This window comes from Dyadobacter diqingensis, from assembly GCF_024220585.1.
Taxonomy (GTDB): domain Bacteria; phylum Bacteroidota; class Bacteroidia; order Cytophagales; family Spirosomataceae; genus Dyadobacter; species Dyadobacter diqingensis.
Window position 1 is genome coordinate 163,343 of the sequence record NZ_JAMXKF010000008.1, and the last position, 19,063, is coordinate 182,405.

General features: G+C 43.0%; 18 protein-coding genes. 13 read left to right on the forward strand and 5 right to left on the reverse strand.

The genetic code is table 11. From position 1 onward, the window contains the following. The first annotated feature begins 20 nt into the window (after positions 1-20). The 4 genes from M1L62_RS20640 (at position 21) to M1L62_RS20655 (ending at position 4,506) form a co-directional block, all read left to right on the forward strand. A complete protein-coding gene (locus M1L62_RS20640) occupies positions 21-845 on the forward strand; it encodes an enoyl-ACP reductase FabI (protein ID WP_254561520.1) in 825 nt (274 codons plus the stop codon). 193 nt (positions 846-1,038) lie between these two features. After that, positions 1,039-1,821: a hypothetical protein gene (locus M1L62_RS20645; RefSeq protein WP_254561521.1), complete on the forward strand. Its 783-nt coding sequence runs from the start codon at positions 1,039-1,041 to the stop codon at positions 1,819-1,821. 137 nt (positions 1,822-1,958) lie between these two features. Next, positions 1,959-2,786 (forward strand): DUF4349 domain-containing protein, encoded by an 828-nt coding sequence (locus M1L62_RS20650; RefSeq protein ID WP_254561522.1) that lies wholly within the window; start codon positions 1,959-1,961, stop codon positions 2,784-2,786. 601 nt (positions 2,787-3,387) lie between these two features. Beyond that, the gene (locus M1L62_RS20655) at positions 3,388-4,506 is read left to right on the forward strand and encodes an acyltransferase family protein (RefSeq protein ID WP_254561523.1); all 1,119 of its coding nucleotides are present in this window, start codon (positions 3,388-3,390) and stop codon (positions 4,504-4,506) included. Positions 4,507-4,529: 23 nt separating this feature from the next. Here M1L62_RS20655 and M1L62_RS20660 read toward each other — a convergent pair whose 3' ends face one another. Next, the gene (locus tag M1L62_RS20660) at positions 4,530-6,071 is read right to left on the reverse strand and encodes a YifB family Mg chelatase-like AAA ATPase (protein WP_254561524.1); all 1,542 of its coding nucleotides are present in this window, start codon (positions 6,069-6,071) and stop codon (positions 4,530-4,532) included. Positions 6,072-6,289: 218 nt separating this feature from the next. On the opposite strand from M1L62_RS20660, the gene M1L62_RS20665 reads away from it, so the two are divergent. Further along, on the forward strand, positions 6,290-7,294 hold the full coding sequence (locus M1L62_RS20665; RefSeq protein WP_254561525.1) for an N-acetylmuramoyl-L-alanine amidase family protein: 1,005 nt from the start codon (positions 6,290-6,292) through the stop codon (positions 7,292-7,294). Here M1L62_RS20665 and M1L62_RS20670 read toward each other — a convergent pair whose 3' ends face one another. Both M1L62_RS20670 and M1L62_RS20675 read right to left on the reverse strand, forming a co-directional pair. Then, complete coding sequence (locus M1L62_RS20670; RefSeq protein ID WP_254561526.1) at positions 7,295-8,143, reverse strand: TIGR01459 family HAD-type hydrolase; 849 nt, start codon at positions 8,141-8,143, stop codon at positions 7,295-7,297. Positions 8,144-8,161: 18 nt separating this feature from the next. After that, positions 8,162-9,250, reverse strand: coding sequence for a hypothetical protein (locus tag M1L62_RS20675; protein WP_254561527.1), 1,089 nt, complete (start codon positions 9,248-9,250; stop codon positions 8,162-8,164). Positions 9,251-9,459: 209 nt separating this feature from the next. Between M1L62_RS20675 and M1L62_RS20680 the strand changes: the two genes are divergently transcribed. Both M1L62_RS20680 and M1L62_RS20685 read left to right on the forward strand, forming a co-directional pair. Further along, positions 9,460-10,620 (forward strand): ATP-binding protein, encoded by a 1,161-nt coding sequence (locus M1L62_RS20680; RefSeq protein ID WP_254561528.1) that lies wholly within the window; start codon positions 9,460-9,462, stop codon positions 10,618-10,620. A 28-nt stretch (positions 10,621-10,648) separates the two neighbouring features. After that, positions 10,649-11,629: a 1-acyl-sn-glycerol-3-phosphate acyltransferase gene (locus tag M1L62_RS20685; protein ID WP_254561529.1), complete on the forward strand. Its 981-nt coding sequence runs from the start codon at positions 10,649-10,651 to the stop codon at positions 11,627-11,629. 58 nt (positions 11,630-11,687) lie between these two features. Here M1L62_RS20685 and M1L62_RS20690 read toward each other — a convergent pair whose 3' ends face one another. Next, complete coding sequence (locus M1L62_RS20690; RefSeq protein ID WP_254561530.1) at positions 11,688-12,743, reverse strand: VOC family protein; 1,056 nt, start codon at positions 12,741-12,743, stop codon at positions 11,688-11,690. 300 nt (positions 12,744-13,043) lie between these two features. On the opposite strand from M1L62_RS20690, the gene M1L62_RS20695 reads away from it, so the two are divergent. The 6 genes from M1L62_RS20695 to M1L62_RS20720 all read left to right on the forward strand — a co-directional run bounded on the left by M1L62_RS20695 (position 13,044) and on the right by M1L62_RS20720 (position 17,741). Next, positions 13,044-13,481, forward strand: coding sequence for a thioredoxin family protein (locus M1L62_RS20695; protein WP_254561531.1), 438 nt, complete (start codon positions 13,044-13,046; stop codon positions 13,479-13,481). After that, positions 13,474-14,403, forward strand: a complete 930-nt coding sequence (locus M1L62_RS20700; protein ID WP_254561532.1) for an FAD:protein FMN transferase — start codon at positions 13,474-13,476, stop codon at positions 14,401-14,403. The genes M1L62_RS20695 and M1L62_RS20700 overlap by 8 nt, the downstream gene beginning before the upstream one ends. Positions 14,404-14,413: 10 nt before the next feature. Continuing rightward, complete coding sequence (locus tag M1L62_RS20705) at positions 14,414-14,614, forward strand: DUF4266 domain-containing protein (RefSeq protein ID WP_254561533.1); 201 nt, start codon at positions 14,414-14,416, stop codon at positions 14,612-14,614. Between the two features lie 8 nt (positions 14,615-14,622). Further along, complete coding sequence (locus tag M1L62_RS20710; RefSeq protein WP_254561534.1) at positions 14,623-15,831, forward strand: DUF3570 domain-containing protein; 1,209 nt, start codon at positions 14,623-14,625, stop codon at positions 15,829-15,831. 211 nt (positions 15,832-16,042) lie between these two features. Beyond that, positions 16,043-17,077: a 3-dehydroquinate synthase gene (gene aroB, locus M1L62_RS20715; RefSeq protein ID WP_254561535.1), complete on the forward strand. Its 1,035-nt coding sequence runs from the start codon at positions 16,043-16,045 to the stop codon at positions 17,075-17,077. Positions 17,078-17,165: 88 nt separating this feature from the next. Further along, positions 17,166-17,741, forward strand: coding sequence for a DUF4136 domain-containing protein (locus tag M1L62_RS20720; protein WP_254561536.1), 576 nt, complete (start codon positions 17,166-17,168; stop codon positions 17,739-17,741). Between the two features lie 58 nt (positions 17,742-17,799). On the opposite strand, the gene mraY is transcribed toward M1L62_RS20720, so the two are convergent. Further along, positions 17,800-19,014 (reverse strand): phospho-N-acetylmuramoyl-pentapeptide-transferase, encoded by a 1,215-nt coding sequence (gene mraY / locus M1L62_RS20725; protein WP_254561537.1) that lies wholly within the window; start codon positions 19,012-19,014, stop codon positions 17,800-17,802. Between the last annotated feature and the right edge of the window lie 49 nt (positions 19,015-19,063).

Below are 19,063 nucleotides of genomic sequence, written 5' to 3' on the forward strand. Positions count from 1 at the left end.
TAATTAGCAATAAAGAAATCATGGCGTACGGATTATTAAAAGGAAAAAGAGGGATCATATCAGGAGCTTTGGATGAAAATTCAATCGCCTGGAAAGTTGCACTGAAAGCAAAAGAAGAAGGAGCCGTATTCACGTTGACGAATGCACCCATCGCGATGCGTATGGGAGCGATCAACGAATTGGCAAAAGCTTGTGATGCGCAAATTATTCCTGCTGATGCCACTTCTGTTGAAGATATTGAAAAACTATATACCCAGTCGATTGACGTATTGGGCGGAAAAGTGGATTTCGTTCTGCACTCCATCGGTATGAGCGCAAATATCCGCAAAGGCAAAGAGTATGGTGACCTTAACTACGACTGGTATCTTAAAAGTCTTGATGTTTCGTCACTTTCCCTGCATAAATTTTTACAGGTTGCCGAAAAACTGGACGCTATCAACGAGTGGGGATCTGTTGTGGCATTATCCTACATTGCTGCCCAGCGGACATATCCTTTTTATACGGATATGGCGGAGGCAAAAGCAATGCTGGAAAGTATTGCACGCAGCTTTGGTTATCGTTATGGAAAGGCGAAAAATGTTCGTGTCAACACCATTTCGCAGTCTCCAACGAAAACAACTGCGGGTTCGGGAATCGGTGGGTTTGATGCATTTTATGAGTTTGCAGACAAAATGAGCCCGTTAGGAAACGCTACGGCTGACGATTGTGCAAACTATACCATCTCGTTGTTCTCTGACCTGACACGTATGGTTACGATGCAAAATCTTTTCCATGACGGCGGATATTCTTCGACCGGGATTTCGGAAGAATTGGTTCAGATGATCCAGGATCAGAATAAGGGTTGAGAAGATTCTCAACACAGTTTTTTAGATAAAACTGAAAAATCCCTCCAAAACGATTTGTTCTGGAGGGATTTTTGTGTGTTAATAAAATAATTAAACCGTCCATCCCGTTTGGCGTTGTATGGTTATGACGATCTGAGTAGTTTCGTTACGTAAATCCAGAGCTATGATTTCTCTTAAAAATCCCCGTTTTCTCATGCATCCTTCTTCAAAAATCAAATATGCTGTTCTTTCAGGACTTGTTTTTTTGCTCGCGGCCTGTGGCGGTGAAAAAGAAAAAGCAGCCACGGTTCCAGACGCGCCGGTTTACACCCTGATTTTTTTGGATAAAACCCAAAGTGTTAATGTCAACAAGGCGTATGTCAATGAAAAGTACCGTCAGACGCTCACGGACATCATGGAAACCAATATGAAAAACAAGGGCGATAAGCTGGAAGTGTATTTTATTCATGAAAATACCTCCAAAGCCAGGGCTCTGTCGCTGACGATCCGCAGCGAAAAGGAAATAAATGAAGCTGCCAATGCAACCGACCGTGAGGCAATTGAAACCGCATTCCAGCTTTCTTTGCAGCGGGAAAAAAGTATTTTTCTCAGACAGTTGCTGTTAAAACTAAATCAGCAGAATACAGGTTCGTCCAATCAGTCAACCGATATCTGGGCCAGCTTACCGGTAATTGCCAAAGCTGGAGAAAGTGGTGCGCAGGTAAGTGTGTATTATTTCAGTGACATGATTGAAAGCGTAAAAGGTGCCGATCGTCGTGATTTTCACAAACAACCACCCGTTTCTGATGCTCAGGCGGAAGAGGAGGCTAAGTCGGATGTGAAGCAGCTTGAAAAATATGCCATTGGCTCACCGCAGGTTACCATTGTTTCTCCTTTCGAAGCGACTGCTTCATCGAAAGAAAATAATCCGCATGTAACGCATTACTGGCAGACACTTTTCCAGGAATTGGGCGGTGTGAGTGTTGAAGAATTATAATCAGCAGACTGATCATTTACGAACAGGAAATTATTTTTTGGAATAACCGAAGATTTGTTTTGGTTATTCCAAAAATGCCGTATATTTAAGATACTTATATAACACCTGTTTAATGTATCTTAAATGACCTGTTAGCTATGAAAATTTTAGTTTTCTTTTTGTCGCTTTTCGTTTTTGCCTCATGTGCAAAAAAGCCTAATGAAGAGCAACTTGCCATGCCTGTCGACCTCGCGGAAGTTCCTCCGCCTGCGCAGGGAGGCGCACCACAGGAAGCAGTTCGTGTAAATGAAGTTTCTGTTTCAAGAAAACTGATCAAGGAAGGATTAGTCCTGTTTGAGACCCCCGATATTGAGAAAACCAGGAGCCAGATCATGGCTGCTGTTGCAGCGAACAATGCTTATGTCTCCGCCGACAAACAAAATAACCTGGCTGATAAGGACAGCTACGAATTAACAATAAGGATACCAACCGCCAACTTTGACGCGTTTTTAAACTCCGCAACCAAGGACGTTCTTTATTTTGACAACAAAGAAATTGATGTCAAAGATGTCACTGCCGAATATCTGGACAATGAGGCCAGGCTGAAAACGAAAAAAGAGATAGAACTGCGCTATCGGCAACTGCTGAGCAAGGCGTCCACGGTAAAGGATGTCTTATCCATCGAGAAAGAATTAGGGGATATCAGGACGGAAATTGAGTCTCTTGAAGGCCAGTTAAAGTTTTTAGCGGACCAGGTGCAGTTTTCCACACTTCGGATCAATTTTTATAAAAATATCTCCACGCCTACCGTATTTACGTACCAGATAAGCGCTGCTTTTGCAAGAGGCTGGGAAAATCTGCTGACAATGTTCCTTTTGGCTATCGATATCTGGCCGTTTTTATTGCTTGGAGCCGGGATTTGGTTTGGAGTTAGAAAGCTCAATAAACGGAAAGTAAAAAAGGCTGATCCGGAGACGGTTGTTTAAATTGTTTCATATCTGCTAGCCCCGATTTGAAAATATCTTACCGTTGATCTGGGATATGATTTCTTAGTGAAAAATGATTTATTAAAGAGATTGTCTGATCAATTGGAGTTTGAAAAGTAGGTATAGGGCAATACTCTTGCTCCCCGCCCGTCAGTCACAGACTGACTACTATTTTAAGTACGGAGTGTTCGATTGAACACTCCGCACAACAGACACAACGGAGGTTGGCTGGTCGGCTATTTAGCAATATCCATTTAAATTGAAAATCTTAAAACGGATTACTAATTCGTAATCAAACTTTTGTATTATTGTATCTGATAGCAGGCTGGATATCCCCTTTGATATCCGTAACGTATAGTAATAATACGGTATATCCTGTTGTTGAGGATTACGATGTTCAATATAACACACTATTTTTATGAAAAATAACCTATTTTACTCCGTTTCAACGCACGTGTGCTGTTTTCCCATTGCAGTTGGCGTGCAGCAAGTAAATACCCGGTCTGAATCTGTCAGCGGCAAAACGGGTAACTAATCTTACTTAATCTTATTGGAAATCCACCATGACCCGTATAGGGGTCATGATCAAATCTTTATATAGATGGGACAAATCTCCTCGCATGGTAAAAATGCGTACGGGCATTCAGGCCGTTTACAAGAGCTTGATGCGCTACGCGGTCTGGCGGCTCTGAGCGTCGTGCTTTTTCATTACACCTATAACCAGCCACATATCGACCCGGATTTTACATTCAGGTATGGTATCACCGGTGTGGATCTGTTTTTTATGATCAGCGGATTTACGATCAGCCTGAGTCTGAATAAAATAAGTCACTGGAAAAATTTTGTAGTATATCGTTTTGGAAGGCTTTATCCGGCATTCTGGGTGTGCGTGCTTATTACCTCCGTCTTTGTTTTGATATACGATTTTCAACACTTTAAGCTTTCTGATATACTGATCAATATGACCATGGTTCCGGCCTATTTTGGTATCGAAGACCTGGATGGCTCATACTGGACTTTGGCTATTGAGTTTGCATTTTACCTTTGGATTCTTTGCGTTTACATGGCTGGGAAAATCGAGAATCTTGAACTTTCCGGAATTCTCACGCTGGCAGTGATGTTAGCCTTTCACTTTTTCCGACCTTTTTATCCGTCTCTTTACGCGTTGGTTGTGACTAAAATTCAGCTTATTAATCACTTTCCACTGTTTTTTTCTGGCATACTTTTCTACCAGTTTTCGTATAAGGGCTTCTCGGTAAAATATCTGTTGCTGATGATTGTCTCTGTTTTGGCGTCATTATATCTGCACGATAAGGGGGGAAGAGCCATGTACCTCATTTCAGATCAGGAGCACATGCTGATCATTCTTTTTTATCATGCTGTATTTGCATTGCTGATTTATGGAAAGATGAAATTTTTGGCGAAGCGGCAACTGGTTTTTTTAGGCACGATCTCATATAGTCTTTACCTTTTGCATCAGTACATGGGGCGAAAAATAATCGATTCCCTGCTGACGTATACCCATGCAAACAGTTACCTGGTAATTTCTTTGGTCGTTTTACTTAATATTTTTTTAGCGTACATCGTAACAAGATTCATAGAAATCCCCGCAAACGGATATATCAGGGACAGTTTTAAAAAAGCAAGCAGGCGTTCGTCCATCGCAACTTTACGCCCGATGGATATCTCCAATAGTTTTCATAACCACTCGCATCCCTAAATTTAAGCTTGTGTTGGGTATCCTCACCCTGCCCAGTTCTCGCGGTCAAGGCTCCGGTATTGGATGGCTTCGGCTAAATGTTCAACCTTGATATCTTCACTACCAGCCAGATCTGCGATGGTGCGGGATACTTTAAGGATACGGTCGTATGCCCGGGCCGATAATCCCAGCCGGTCCATGGCGGTGCGGAGAAGTGCGGTTCCTGCTGTCCCGATAAGGCATATTTCCTTAACCATTTCGGGAGGCATCATGGCGTTGGAATAAATCTCTTTTTTATCTTTAAAACGCTCAGTCTGTATCTCCCGGGCTTTGATAACCCGCTCCCTGATTTGCTCGCTGCTTTCGGATTTCCGCGTTGAGGCAATCTGGTCAAAGGAGACCGGTGTTACTTCCACATGCAGGTCAATACGGTCCAGCAAAGGTCCGCTGATCTTGTTTAGATATTTCTGAACAACACCCGGCCCGCAAACACATTCCTTATCCGGGTGATTGTAGTATCCGCAGGGACAAGGGTTCATACTGGCGATCAGCATGAAATTGGCGGGAAATTCGACAGCCATTTTTGCCCTTGAAATACTTACTTTTCTTTCTTCAAGCGGCTGCCGCATTACTTCCAGAACTGTTCTTTTAAATTCCGGGAGTTCGTCCAGAAAAAGAACACCGTTGTGCGCCAGTGAAATTTCTCCGGGTTGCGGAAAACTCCCACCTCCAACCAAAGCAGCGTCACTGATGCTGTGATGTGGTGCGCGATAAGGTCTGCGTGAAACCAGTGCGGCATTGGAGCCGAGTTTACCTGCGACGGAATGAATTTTTGTTGTTTCCAGCGCCTCGGGCAGGCTTAATGGCGGAAGTATGCTGGGGATCCGTTTCGCCAGCATGGTTTTGCCCGCTCCGGGAGGCCCGATCATGATGGCATTATGTCCGCCGGCGGCTGCAATTTCCAACGCCCGTTTTATATTTTCCTGCCCCTGAACATGCTCAAAATCGGCTGTATATTCATTCTGTGTCGTGAAAAACAAATCGCGGGTATCGACAATGAGCGGTTCAATCGTACTTTTTCCTTCAAAAAAAGCAATCGCATCTTCCAGGGTTTCCACCGGGATCACATCAATGTTGTTGACAATAGCGGCTTCCCGGGCATTTTCTGCCGGTAGAACAAAGCCTTTAAAACCTTGTTTTCTAACTTCAATGGCGATGGGCAAAACCCCTTTAATCGGTCGTAATTTTCCATCGAGTGAAAGCTCTCCCATGATCACATAATCTTCGAGATTATGCACAGTGCTGATTTGCTCAGAGGATTGCAGAATACAAAGTGCTATGGGAAGGTCATAAGCAGAACCTTCTTTACGGATGTCGGCCGGAGCCATATTCACCACTACTTTTTGGCGTGGCATCTTGTAACTGAAGTATTTCAAAGATGCTTCCACGCGGTGTTCACTTTCCTTTACTGCGCTGTCGGCAAGCCCGACAATATGGAAATGCATTCCCTGTCCTACTGTTACTTCAATGGTAATCATTTTGGCATTGACGCCGTAAACGGCACTCCCGAAAGTTTTTGCAAGCATAATAATGGATGTTGATGAGAAGTGTGTGTTCGATTAATAAATCGTATCAAAATTAACAGGATTTTGGATAACCATTTACAATTGAAATACAGATATGACAACGAAGAAAAAGAATTTTCCGGATTCGAATAAAATTGCCGGGAAATATTAGCTAAAATGCCTGAATGGAGGAATAAAGATTAATTTTAGAGATCTAAGTTTTTTAATTCCTGACCCCTATGTTCAAAAAAAGTTTTCTTCTTTTACTGATTTGCTCACTGACTTGTACGGAATATGTTTTTTCTCAGACCAAATCAGGCGTTTTATCGGGTAAAGTTATCTGTGTTGATGCAGGCCATGGTGGTACGGCGTTAACCGATAGCTATCGCGTAGGACCCGGGGGTGAACGTGAGGAATGGATCAATCTGCGGGTGGCAAAAATCCTGCAAAAGAAGCTTTTGCAAAAGGGTGCAAAGGTACTCATGACCAGAACGGCGGATGACACGATTGCGCTGTGGAGAAGGGCTAAAATAGTCGTTGACAACAAAGCTGACCTGTTTGTTTCCATCCATCATAATGCGACGGCGGATGCCAATGTTAACTTTCCGATCATTTATTTCCACGGAAATGCTTCTGAGAATCTGGCTGGTGTGGCATTGGGCAAAGAACTGGCAACGACGATTACGAAGCATTTATTTGAGGGAAACAGTCCGGTTTCGGTTGTGTCTGATTTTACGATATTCCCCAAGGCTGGTGCGCAGGTGTTACGAGGAACTTATGGTATTCCAGCCGTTTTGGCCGAAGCGGCATTTTTTTCCAATCCGACGGAAGAGCAAAAGTTAAAACAGGAAGATTATAACGAGAAGGAAGCACAGGCCTACACAGAAGCGCTTGAAGCTTTTTTCAGTAAGTCAATTCCTGAAATTATTCCTAAAAATAGAATTGCTTCAGTACCACCTTTCATGGCATTTCAGGAGGCGGAAAGAATGACCGAAACAGCACGCCGGTGGCATCAGGATTTTCTGGACGGCCAGGTTTTGATGAAAAATTCAGACACCACTTCCATCCGCCAGGCTTATGAGTTGTTCACACGCTCGGCACGTTCCTTCCCTGATTCCTATGTAGCCGCCGAATGCCATGCAAACAGGGCAGTTTTACTAAGACTTATGGGCAAAACAGATGAGGCGAAGCAGGAAGAGCTTCGGGTAAAAGAGTTTTATGTGAAGTTTGCGGTGAAACGCTAATTATTCCACCACCGCCGACACACATATGTAAGTCGGGATAATCCCTGTACTTCTGATCCTTACTTCTGCATCGATCGCCTGGGTATTACCCGTCAGAACGAGAGCCGTATCCAGACCAAATTTATTCCCGCCTAAAATATCGGTATGCAAGGTATCGCCGACCATCAGAATATCCCTCTTGCTCACATCCGGGTAATTTTTGATGTGTTGGTAAGCAAAGATAAACATTTGCGGATCGGGTTTCCCGAAACGGATAAATTGTCGCCCGATGGTGTCTTCTATCATTTTGGCCAAGGCTCCGACAGCAATCGAAAGTCTGGTTTTAGAAGCAGGATATGTTTTGTCTGTATTGGCAACGATAACAGGAATATTACGTTTTCGAAGCAGATTAAGTGTTTTTGTTAAATCTGTGTTCCAGTCAAAACCTTCGTCATCAAGAAACACAAGCGCGTTCACATTGTCCACATCACTTAAATCAAGCTCACGAATCGATAGCGTTTTGATATCTTCTGTTCCGATATAGTGGGCTGAATTTTCAGTTCCCAGATAAGCAACAATACCGCTTCTTACTTTTAAATCGAGGTACTCACGGGCCAGCATTCCCGACGAAATAATGCGGTCGGGCGTGACATCATTGATACCCAGCCTCACATAAGACTCAGCAAGCTGTTCCGGGCTGCGCGAAGCATCGTTCGTTACAACATAAAAATCCTTACCCGTATCTTTCAGATAGGCAAAAGTGTTTTCAATTCCCGGAATGAGCCCGTTATAAGTTTTAAGAACGCCAAATGCATCAAAGAATATAACTTCGTACTTAGACAGTACGGATTTGAAGTTGTCTAAAATCATGAAATTGGCGTCTAGGTTTTATTGTTTATCTGAACTCTGTTTTTTCTTAACTTCCTTAGGTTCTGGTGTTATATTCAGAACTTTTAGAATTTTATCCGCATCAAAAGTTTCGATGGACGGAAAATAAAGCTCATAAGCTTCACGCTGCAATTTGGTGGAGTATGTCCTATGAAAAAAGTATTTTCCGTATTTAATTACATAATTTAGAATGAAAAAACGATAGGCTTCTTTCATGAACCGCACCTCATTTTCCGAAAGCGGATATATTTTATGATATTCTTCAAGGAAGATCATGAAACGGTCTTCCATCAGCGGTGTGATCAGATAACTGAATACGGTGCGGTCGCCCACGTTCGAAACCACCCGGCTGAAAAAATAAAAGTCCAGAATACGGGAAGATACACGGAACCAATCATAGTCCCAGCGCGAGAACAAGTGCTGATCGTCGGTAACAGAGAAATTGCCAATGTTCCAGTCCACAAAAACGGGCATCATGTCAAATGATATCACATTCAGTTTCTGAACGTTCTTCAGGAAAATTTCACATTGTTCTTTCAGAAAATCGACGTGCATCCTGTGCTCGTATTGTCCCGCCTCGGTATCCAGGATATCAAGCAAATGCTGGATATCGGTTCTCAGCTTTTTAGAAGACTTGGGAATAGATTTTCCAACCCTGAAGCAAGCCTGGTGAAATTTGGCCATTTCCCGTCCGAATTTGCGGATATTGTCATCATTCAGCCGTCTTGGCAAACGATGCATCGCGCGGATCGGATTGTAAAAAACAACCCAGGTATCCAGAAAATCTTCCTTGTAGCGATAGGTGTAAACCTGATTATTCTTTAAAAGGGACTTGGCAACGACATTTTCAAAAGGGTAAAGCAGGTTATTGGAAACGGCCTGAATAATCCGGTGGTCTTCCTTGAAATGTTCATATTTCCCAAAATAGGAAAGCTTGGCAATCACAATATCGTCATTGTCCAGGGTAACTCTGAAAACGTGGTTCGTAGAAACTTTTGCACTTATATCTTCCACCTGTTTTATGGAAGTGGAATCATCAAATCCCGCCCAGGCCTTTTCAATGATGGCTGGATAGTTTTTTATACGCATGTCAATTTTTGTTGGGTTACTCTCTGTTTGTTGATGTTTATAAGTTAAGGTCGTCATATTATGACAATAAAATATTTACAAAGTTATAAACTTCGGTTTCCTAAATAACTTCATTATACATATTCAGCTTACTTTAAAGCATACAAATATTTATTTGAATGAAATAATACCGTAAATTGCAAATTAAAGTTTCAATTTACAGGATTGATATGGTGAGCAGAAGTATAGAAAGTGAATTGGTGAAGCGGTTCAGGTATTTTCCGGCCATCGCTATTGTGGGCCCGAGACAAGTTGGCAAAACCACTTTGGTGAAAAAAATCCAGTCCCAAATATCGAAATCAACAATCTACCTGGATCTGGAATTACCGGAAGATTTGAATAAGCTGAGGGACGCACCATTGTTTCTGGAACAATTCACCGACAAAACCATTATCATTGATGAAGTGCAGCGTATGCCTTCATTATTCCCCGTTTTACGTTCTCTGATTGATAAAAATAGAGAGCCTGGAAGATTTATCATGCTTGGTTCGGCATCTCCGGATTTACTCAGAACCTCATCAGAATCACTCGCTGGCCGGATATCTTATCTGGAACTTAATCCGTTTAGCTACGAAGAAGTTTTGGGAGATTATAAAATGCATTGGCTCCGAGGCGGTTTTCCTGACGCGTATCTGGCCCCTGACGAAGAGCTGAGGTTCATTTGGTTTGAAAGTTTTATCAGATCGTACGTAGAACGCGATTTGCCGCTACTTGGTTTGCCTTCGAACCCCGTCACGACCAGAAGGTTACTGACAATGATTGCATCCATGCAAGGGGGATTGATGAATTATAGTATGATCGGCAAGTCGTTGGGGTTGTCACATACAACTATAAAAAAATACCTTGATTTTATTGAAAGCGCATTTCTTATTCGGACAGTGCAACCTTATTTTGTCAATATTGGGAAAAGACTGACTAAGAATCCGAAGATATATATTCAGGATAGCGGCATGTTACATAGTTTGCTATCGATTCACTCGTTTGAAAATTTGCTTGGAAATATTATTGCAGGAAATTCCTGGGAAGGATATGTGATCCAAAATATTCTGACTTACCTGCCAATGGACATACAAACAAGTTTTTACCGGACACAGGATGGGGCTGAGCTGGATTTGGTACTGGAAAAAGGAGGCAAGGTAGCGTTGGCAGTTGAAATTAAACTAAGCAATTCTCCCACTTTAAGCCGCGGGACGACGATAGCACTTTCGGATGTTGGTAATCCACCTTTATTGGTTGTCACACCATCCGTCGAAGATTATCAAATGCGCGAAAATATACAAGTCTGTAATATTACTTCCTTAAAAAGAAATTTAGATTCATTTTTACAATAATTTTGCAACGAAACTTACCTTTTTTATAGTGTTTTACTATTTTTCCAGATTTCTGATCCGGCTTGGATTGCCTATATTTCTTCGCCGGCTTTTCGTGATTAACCAGGATAAGATTCCTCAGAACGTTCCTTTGCTGATAGCTTCTAACCATTCAGGATCTTTTTTTGATGCGCTGGTCATTGGGAGTACGTTGAGTCAGCCTATTCATACGCTAACGCGAGGTGATGTTTTTAAAAAACCATCCGTCGCATTTTGGCTGCGTCAGATCAAACTTATTCCGGTTTTCAGAGGTTCGGAAGGTCGGCATCATGTAAAAAATCTTGATGTAACGACCAATGAAAGTATTTCTGCGCTGAAAGCAGGTGACGCAGTTGTTATTTTCTCCGAAGGGATTTGTGTCAATGAATGGAAGCTGCGCCCTCTTGGAAAAGGTACCGCCCGAATGGCGTATCAGGCGTGGTTTGGAGACAATGATCTGAAAGATATGCGGGTTGTGCCAACAGGTGTGAACTATGAACACTACCGGGGTACAGGCAAACGGGTTTCCCTGCGTTATGGCGAATCGATCCATCATACCGACCTGAAAACAAGACCTGAGGAATATGAAAAATGGCTGCGTGAATTTAATGAACTGCTTTTTGAAAGAATGGATCGTGAAATTTTAACGATTCGGGAGGAAGCTACAAAGGAAGAGCGGACGCGGGCTTTCAATAATTTTTTTGGAGCTAATTCTATACCTCCCAAAGGAAATTTTCTGTTTAGCGGATTGGGGTGGCTCGGTCGTTTCATTCACCGCCCGATTTATGAGGCATTTCATAAAAAAGTAGCGAAAATGACGGCAAGAACTGTGTTTTACGATTCTGCACTATTTGGGCTGCTGCTTTACCTATACCCCATCATTGTACTTTTGATTTCCGCTATTATCGGAATATTGGCCGGTTTTAAAGCCGCACTTATAGTTTTTGCTGCTTTGCCAATTTTGGCTTATCTGGGAAACCGCTATCGCTGATTTTATTTTTTCGCCACGAATGGACAGCATTCGTGGCGAAATGTTTTATAAAGCCGAGTTAGTTTTTAACCCGGTTCAGTCCCATCATTTTTAGCATCCAGTCAGGCAGCGGTTTCTGATGTTTTCTTTTCTGAATATCCAGGAACCAGCCGATTTTTTTCAGGATCGGAAGTTTGTGTGTCTCCACCATTTCTATCAAAGTCCCGTCCGGGTCTTCAACATAAGCAAAACGGCCTGCCGCTGACTCCATCCCGAAGGACGATTCGCTATCAACGGTAAACTTGTAGCCTTGGGACTGCATTTTTGTTTTCAATGTGGTCAGATCCAGCGCGTCGAAACATAAATGGATATAACCGCAGTCGCCCCAGAATCGGTTTTCAAAAAGTTTCTTTGGCGTACGGTCCAGTGCCTGGATCAGCTCAATCTGAATATTTCCCAAAAGCTTACTGAATGCGCCTTCCGGGGTGAAGTTTTTTCTCAACAATACACGACGGAAACGTTGTCCGGCGATGGAAGTCGGCAAATCTTCAAAAACGCCCGTTTTATCATAAACAACTTCCAGGTTCTGGATAAGCGTCTGATAAAACAAGATAGATTTCTGAACATCCGTTACTCCCACAACCACACCAGCCACGCCACCGACGGGTTTGCCCGTGCTTTGAAACCAGGACGTGTCGCTGGTGATCTGGAAAATATTTCCGTAAGGATCATTTCCCCAGAAACCCTCTCCTTCCGGTAATGACACCAACGGCCCGACAGCCTCTTTGGATTGTGCTTTCACCCAGGCGTGCGCCTTTTTTACATCCGGTGCTTTGAAACGGATCGCGTTAATCCCCAGATCGCCCAATTCCAGTTTAAAATTAGCGGGTTGAGAAACACGGCTTGTGAACGACCAGATTTCAAGACCACCGCCGCCAGCCAGATTTAGTGCCAGCGCAGCATGTCTCTGATGCACTGTTCCTCCCGTGTAGGGTGTCATTAACGGAGCTTCGGCTTTGTCGTCGAAAACGGGAACGTCAAATCCAAGAATCCGGCGATACCATTGCCAGGCTTCGGGAACGTTTTGGACACCAAGACCCACTTGTTGTATTCCGGAAATAAGTGCAGCACTCATGAGGGCATTATATTTTTTAATATGTAAGACAAAAGTTTCAGAATAGCCGGGATTTGGATGCTCCCGTGGCCTAACAAACCGCAATTTTACAAAATAAAAAAGTAAGTAAGACTGAGAATAATAATAATTGCTTGCTGACAAGCAACTGTTTGCGGTATTTATACCGTAGCTGATCTTGTATTTGTAATCTTTTTGATATTAAACGGTATACACTGATTTTAAAAAACGACGTTTTCAAATGTAGGGAACTAACTACGCCGATAGCTGTTTTCTGAATAATGACCTTAACTCCTGACAAATATGATTTCACTGGTCTTCGTATTTTTAATCAATATTTTTGCGCTGTTGTCACAGGATTCCGGGAGGTCGCCGGAAAGTGTGGAAATGACCCGGGCGGCAGAAAGTAAAAACAGGTTCATCGTGTTTTCTGGCTCCGACTGGTGCAAAGGCTGCATTCAGTTCCGGAAAAAGGTTTTGAGTGATCCATCCTTCGAATCTTTTGCGAAGGAAAATCTTGAAATTGTCGTGGCAGATTTCCCGCAGCGAACGAAACTTTCCAAAGATATTGTCGCGCAAAATGAAGCGCTGGCAGAAAAATATAACCCCAAAGGTGTCTTTCCTAATCTGGTACTCGTCTCATCCGATGGCAGTCATTTTGAAATTGTAAAATACAATAACCAGACGCCGCAGGAATTTGTCAGCGAATTGAAAACCCGTTTACAGCATTTAAATGGATGAGTTCAGGCTGGCCGAAAAGCTAATGGGTTCTGCCTTTGAATTAATCATCAGAGACACGGATAAAACGCGTGCCGAAACAATGCTGCTCGAAGGCCGGAATGAAATAAAGAGGCTGGAAAACCTGCTGACGGAATTTGACCCATTGTCTTACACCTCGCAGCTAAATATAAATGCCGGAATTAAACCAGTTCAGGTTGATGCAGAAGTTTACCAGCTGATCGGGCGCTGTATTGGTCTGTCGAATCTTACGCAAGGCGCCTTTGATATTTCTGTGGGGCCTCTCAAAAAGTTATACAATTTCAAAAATGAGAGTTTTACCTTCCCTGAGAAAAGTGCAGTAAAAAAGGCGCTTTCGCTGGTGGGATTTCAGCACATTTCGCTTCGTGATGATCACCATGTTTTTCTGAAAAAGAAAGGAATGCATATCAGTTTTGCGGCTGTTGGGAAGGGATATGCGGCAGATCAGGTAAAAAAGCTGTGGCAGGAAAAAGGGGTCAGTCATGGTGTTATTAACGCCAGTGGCGACCTGACCGTAATCGGGCAAAAATCGGATGAGCAGCCCTGGCAGATCGGTATCGCCAATCCTGATGCGACGCGTGAAGTGCTGTGTTATCTGCCCGTTGAAAATGCCTCTGTTGCTACGTCCGGTGACTACGAACAATTTTTTATGCGCGGAGGAAACCGTTATGCCCATACCATCGACCCGCGAACGGGGAAACCGGTGACCGGTATCAAAAGCGTATCGGTGGTTAGTCCGGGAGCTGAGCTTTGCGATGCGCTGGCCACGGCCGTTTTCGTGATGGGTATTGAGGTGGGTATCCATTTTATTAACCAGCTTCCGAAAACCCATTGCCTGATTATTAATGATAAAAATGAAGTGTTTCACTCACGAAACCTTACCTTTAAACATGCGGAGAACTAAAATATATTGTTTGTTTGCCGGATTAATCCTGATGTTTGGCGGGTTCAGCTGCCAGGCTGTCAAGCCTTATCAACGTGTTTATATCAACGACCCTGAAATGCAAATGGGCAGCAATGCAGGGAAAAAATTTGAGGAATACGTGGAAAGTATCCGGGAAGGGGCCACGCAGGCTGCCGGGACAAAATCAAGCGGTGGATGCGGATGTAATTAGCCTATTTTATGAAAAAACGATTTTTACTTGCAGGATTACTCAGTGCATTTTTACTCAAAGCAAAAGCCCAGACTTCCGATAGCTCTTACCAGAAAAGTACGTTATCAAAAACGGAAGTTGAGCTTGTATACAATCATTACATTCAGGATGGACATAATTCGGCCGTAACGGGCGGGATCGGGACAGAAAAGCTGACGGTTTATTCTCCCTCCGTTCGTATCGGTCATACCTTCAAGGAATATAACACCATCCGTTTTGTCGGCGGAGTCGACATTATCAGCTCGGCTTCTGTGGATAATATCGATTTTGTGATGTCTTCGGCGTCCAGTCGTGATGCCCGTTCTTATGGTAATCTGAACTATCAGCGGCAACTGAAAAAGAAAGATATCAGGCTGGGTATTGGTTCGGGCTTTTCGATTGAGTCGGATTACATGTCCATACCCGTTTTTGCTTCGGCGGAATATACAAATCCTGCTAAAACCAGGACTTATTCATTTGACTTTCAGGCTTATTTTGATGATTTGCGCTGGGGACGGCTTGATCCGGATTACCACAGACCGGTCAAGCTGATTTATCCGGTTGAGCTTCGCAACAAACAATGGTTTGATAATTACCGGCGCGAATCCTACAACTTTAAATTCGGGTTCACGCAGGTTATTAACCCAAGGCTCGTACTCGGCGTTTTTCCAGAGTTCGCTTATCAGCAGGGTTTGCTGGCTACGCCTTTTCACCGGGTTTATTTTAAAAATGATTCTCTGAAAGTGGAAAATCTGCCTGCTGACAGGTACAAGGTTCCTGTGGGTATCAGGCTGAATTATTTCATGGGAAGCCGGACGATACTGAAACTGAACTATGGATTTTATTGGGACAGTTTTGATATCCAGGGTAATAGCATTGAGCTGGAAGCGGCGATCAAAACGTCACCGCAATGGACGATATCGCCTTTTTTCAGGTTCTATAATCAGTCGGGTTCATCCTATTTCAGGCCTTACAAGGAGCATTTGATTTCTGAAAAATATTATACTTCCGACTACGATCTTTCTTCTTTTCAAAGTTATAAGGCAGGGATTAATTTAAGATATCTGCCGTCGGCATATCTCACGAAAAGAATTTCATTCGATGAGTTAAATTTGAGGTACGGATTTTTCCACAGATCAAATGGCCTGAATGCACATATGATCACTTTGGCAGTTAAATTTGTGCGGGAAAAACGGTAATTTTAGGGCGGCCGGGGTTCTGTAACAGGAAACTGATTGTTATGCTAATCATGCATAATTTGGCTTTGTGTTTCGGCATCGAGCCCAATAATAATTGCTCCAAATAATAATTTCCAAAATAATATATTAAATTAGTTAATTATTCACGCATCCAATATGGCCTCATCATCGTATATTTGATGAGCATTGTATTTTTATTGAATTGATTAGAATGACTCAGTCCGTAGTTTTAGCACCCATTACCGAAAGTTTACCAGCGTTTATTAGTTCAGCACAGTATTCGAAAGTGTTTGTTATTGCCGATTCCAATACCCGCAGGTATTGTTATCCATTGATAAAGCCATTGTTGCCGAAACACAAATTAGTAACGGTGTCAAGTGGCGAAAAACACAAGGTAATGGCTACTTGCGAGACCATCTGGGAAAGCATGACATCGGCTGAGCTTGACAGACATGCTTTGGTCATCAACATTGGCGGCGGTGTGATAGGGGATATGGGTGGTTTTTGTGCGGCAGTTTACAAACGCGGGATAGATTTTATTCAGATTCCAACTACGTTACTGTCACAGGTTGACGCGAGTGTAGGAGGTAAATTGGGAATTGATTTTCATGGTTTTAAGAATCATATCGGTGTTTTTAATATTCCAAACAGTGTATTAATCGATCCGTTTTTTCTGAAAACCTTGTCTGAAAGGGAAATCCGTTCAGGTTTTGCGGAGATTATAAAACATTGTCTGATTGCAGATGGAGAAAAGTGGAAGGTAATCAGTCACAATGATTTTGAAGAACAAAACTGGGCTGATCTGATTGCGCATTCCGTTAAGATCAAACAGAATATCGTGGATCAGGATCCTACGGAGAAGGGATTGAGAAAAATCCTGAACTTCGGGCACACATTGGGACATGCCGTTGAAACGTATTTTTTAGGTAAATCCGAGAGCGAAAGATTATTCCATGGGGAAGCAATTGCAGTAGGTATGATCATGGAAAGTTACCTCTCATTTAAAAGAGGGCTGATAGATCGGAAGACATTGGTTGATATTGAGGAGTTTATCTTTGCTACTTATGGCAAGGTGCTCATAAGGCCTGAGGATGTGGAGCCAATCATAGCTTTAACCCGTCAGGACAAAAAGAACAGAGGAAGCGAAGTACGTTTTTCTCTTTTGGAAGGAGCCGGAAAGTGCGGTTACGACATTGCAGTGCCGGTTTCAGATATGCGTAAAGCAGTAGCTTATTATATGGGGTAGTTCCAGGGCAGACGGACGGCATAAGCTATTGATGAGTGGGTTTTCAATATTAGAGTAACTATATCTATTTATAACCTGACAAAATGAAATGCTTATGCTGAAGTCTATTAAACCTTATGCCGCTTTATTAGTGATATTGATATTAGCGGGTTGCTCGAGTGGTCGTAAAGTATTTGTGGAACATGACTACAGTTATGAAACAAATTTCAAAGATTATTCCTCTTATACATTTTTGGAATGTGAGCGCGATACAAATAATCTTTGTACAGAAATTTATGAGGCAATCCGTCGTCAGATGCAGGTAAGGGGCTACAAGCTTACCGCTGAAAAACCTACACTATTAGTAAACTATGGTATTTTCTATGATAACCTGCGTTATCAGGGATATATGCAGCCCGTGATCAAAAACTGGGTGGATACAGAGAACGATGGTTTCCGATATGAGCCGATTAAGTATGCGCTGGATAAGGGCACGTTAATCGTTTCGCTGATCGATGCAGAAAGTGATCAGGTGGTATGGAGAGGTTATGCTTCGGGCATTTTCAAGGGTGTTGAAAACTCAAACAACCATTACCGGAGTGTGGTGAGAAGGATTTTTGATCAGTATCCGCTGTTTGCAAAAGGATATGATCCGAGAAGATATTCAGAACAAGTAGGACGATAAGTACCCCGAAAAAGAAGAAAAGCGTTCATGGAAAAATCTCCGTGAACGCTTTTTATTTTTATCTCAGTTTCAAAGTTGCCAGTGTCAGAATGGCGAGGATAATTCCGACGATCCAGAAGCGGGTTACAATTTTTGCTTCGTGCAAACCCTTTTTCTGGTAATGGTGGTGAAGCGGAGACATGAGCAGTATTCGCCTGCCTTCGCCGAATTTCTTTTTCGTATACTTAAAATAGCTGACTTGTGTGATCACGGAGACGAGCTCGGAAAGGAAAACGCCGCACAAAATCGGGATCATCAATTCTTTCCGGATGGCCAACGCTACTACGGCAATAACGCCCCCAAGCATCAAACTTCCTGTATCTCCCATGAAAACCTGCGCTGGATAGGCATTGTACCAGAGAAACCCGACACAGGCCCCGACAAAAGCAGCACAGAAAATCACAAGTTCTCCCGAATTGGGAATATACATGATGTTCAGGTACTGAGAGAATTTTGTATTACCAGACAAGTAAGCCAGTACGCCCAGCGCAAGGGCTATAATCCCTGAAATCCCTGCTGCCAAACCGTCAATTCCGTCGGTAATGTTGGCGCCGTTGGATACGGCCGTGATAATGAAAATAGCAATGATGGTGTAGATAACCCAGGTATACTCCTCTGGAAGCCATCCAAAAAGCAGCGTTCTGTAATCAAACTCGTTGTTTTTGAAAAACGGCAGGGTCGTTACAGTCGGATGTACCAAATCTTTGTACCGCTGCACTTCTCCAAGGGATGAGCTTAAAAGCGGCTGTTCGTATATCCGGATTTTGACGTGGTCGTTAAAAGATAGTGTTAAGCCCACGATAAGCCCGAGTCCGACCTGACCGACAATTTTAAACCGTCCGTGCAGACCTTCCTTATTATTTTTGAATTTCTTAAGATAATCGTCGATAAACCCGATCATGCCTGTCCATACAGCAGTAATAAGCAGCAGCACGATATAGACATTGGATAGTTTGGCGAACAGCAATACCGGAATCAGCAAGGATGCCAGAATGATAAACCCACCCATGGTTGGTGTGCCTGCTTTTTCCATTTGACCTTCCAAACCCAGATCACGGATCGACTCACCAACCTGTTGTCTGCGCAGGAAGTTGATGATCCATTTTCCGTAGGTGGCTGCAATGAATAAAGACAGCACCGTAGCACCGAGTGCGCGGAAAGAAATGTATTGAAATACGCCCGCTCCGGGTATGTTAAATTGCTTGTCTAGGTAGTCGAATAGATAATAAAGCATGTAAAATCGTGATTAGCGCTTGCAAAGTTGACGTTTTCTCGCAGACTAC

Coding starts and splice junctions, on each gene's coding strand:
- M1L62_RS20640 (WP_254561520.1), top strand. CDS start 21: ATGGCGTACGGATTATTAAAAGGAAAAAGAGGGATCATATCAGGAGCT.
- M1L62_RS20645 (WP_254561521.1), top strand. CDS start 1,039: ATGCATCCTTCTTCAAAAATCAAATATGCTGTTCTTTCAGGACTTGTT.
- M1L62_RS20650 (WP_254561522.1), top strand. CDS start 1,959: ATGAAAATTTTAGTTTTCTTTTTGTCGCTTTTCGTTTTTGCCTCATGT.
- M1L62_RS20655 (WP_254561523.1), top strand. CDS start 3,388: ATGGGACAAATCTCCTCGCATGGTAAAAATGCGTACGGGCATTCAGGC.
- M1L62_RS20660 (WP_254561524.1), bottom strand. CDS start 6,071: ATGCTTGCAAAAACTTTCGGGAGTGCCGTTTACGGCGTCAATGCCAAA.
- M1L62_RS20665 (WP_254561525.1), top strand. CDS start 6,290: ATGTTCAAAAAAAGTTTTCTTCTTTTACTGATTTGCTCACTGACTTGT.
- M1L62_RS20670 (WP_254561526.1), bottom strand. CDS start 8,143: ATGATTTTAGACAACTTCAAATCCGTACTGTCTAAGTACGAAGTTATA.
- M1L62_RS20675 (WP_254561527.1), bottom strand. CDS start 9,250: ATGCGTATAAAAAACTATCCAGCCATCATTGAAAAGGCCTGGGCGGGA.
- M1L62_RS20680 (WP_254561528.1), top strand. CDS start 9,460: ATGGTGAGCAGAAGTATAGAAAGTGAATTGGTGAAGCGGTTCAGGTAT.
- M1L62_RS20690 (WP_254561530.1), bottom strand. CDS start 12,743: ATGAGTGCTGCACTTATTTCCGGAATACAACAAGTGGGTCTTGGTGTC.
- M1L62_RS20695 (WP_254561531.1), top strand. CDS start 13,044: ATGATTTCACTGGTCTTCGTATTTTTAATCAATATTTTTGCGCTGTTG.
- M1L62_RS20700 (WP_254561532.1), top strand. CDS start 13,474: ATGGATGAGTTCAGGCTGGCCGAAAAGCTAATGGGTTCTGCCTTTGAA.
- M1L62_RS20710 (WP_254561534.1), top strand. CDS start 14,623: ATGAAAAAACGATTTTTACTTGCAGGATTACTCAGTGCATTTTTACTC.
- aroB (WP_254561535.1), top strand. CDS start 16,043: ATGACTCAGTCCGTAGTTTTAGCACCCATTACCGAAAGTTTACCAGCG.
- M1L62_RS20720 (WP_254561536.1), top strand. CDS start 17,166: ATGCTTATGCTGAAGTCTATTAAACCTTATGCCGCTTTATTAGTGATA.
- mraY (WP_254561537.1), bottom strand. CDS start 19,014: ATGCTTTATTATCTATTCGACTACCTAGACAAGCAATTTAACATACCC.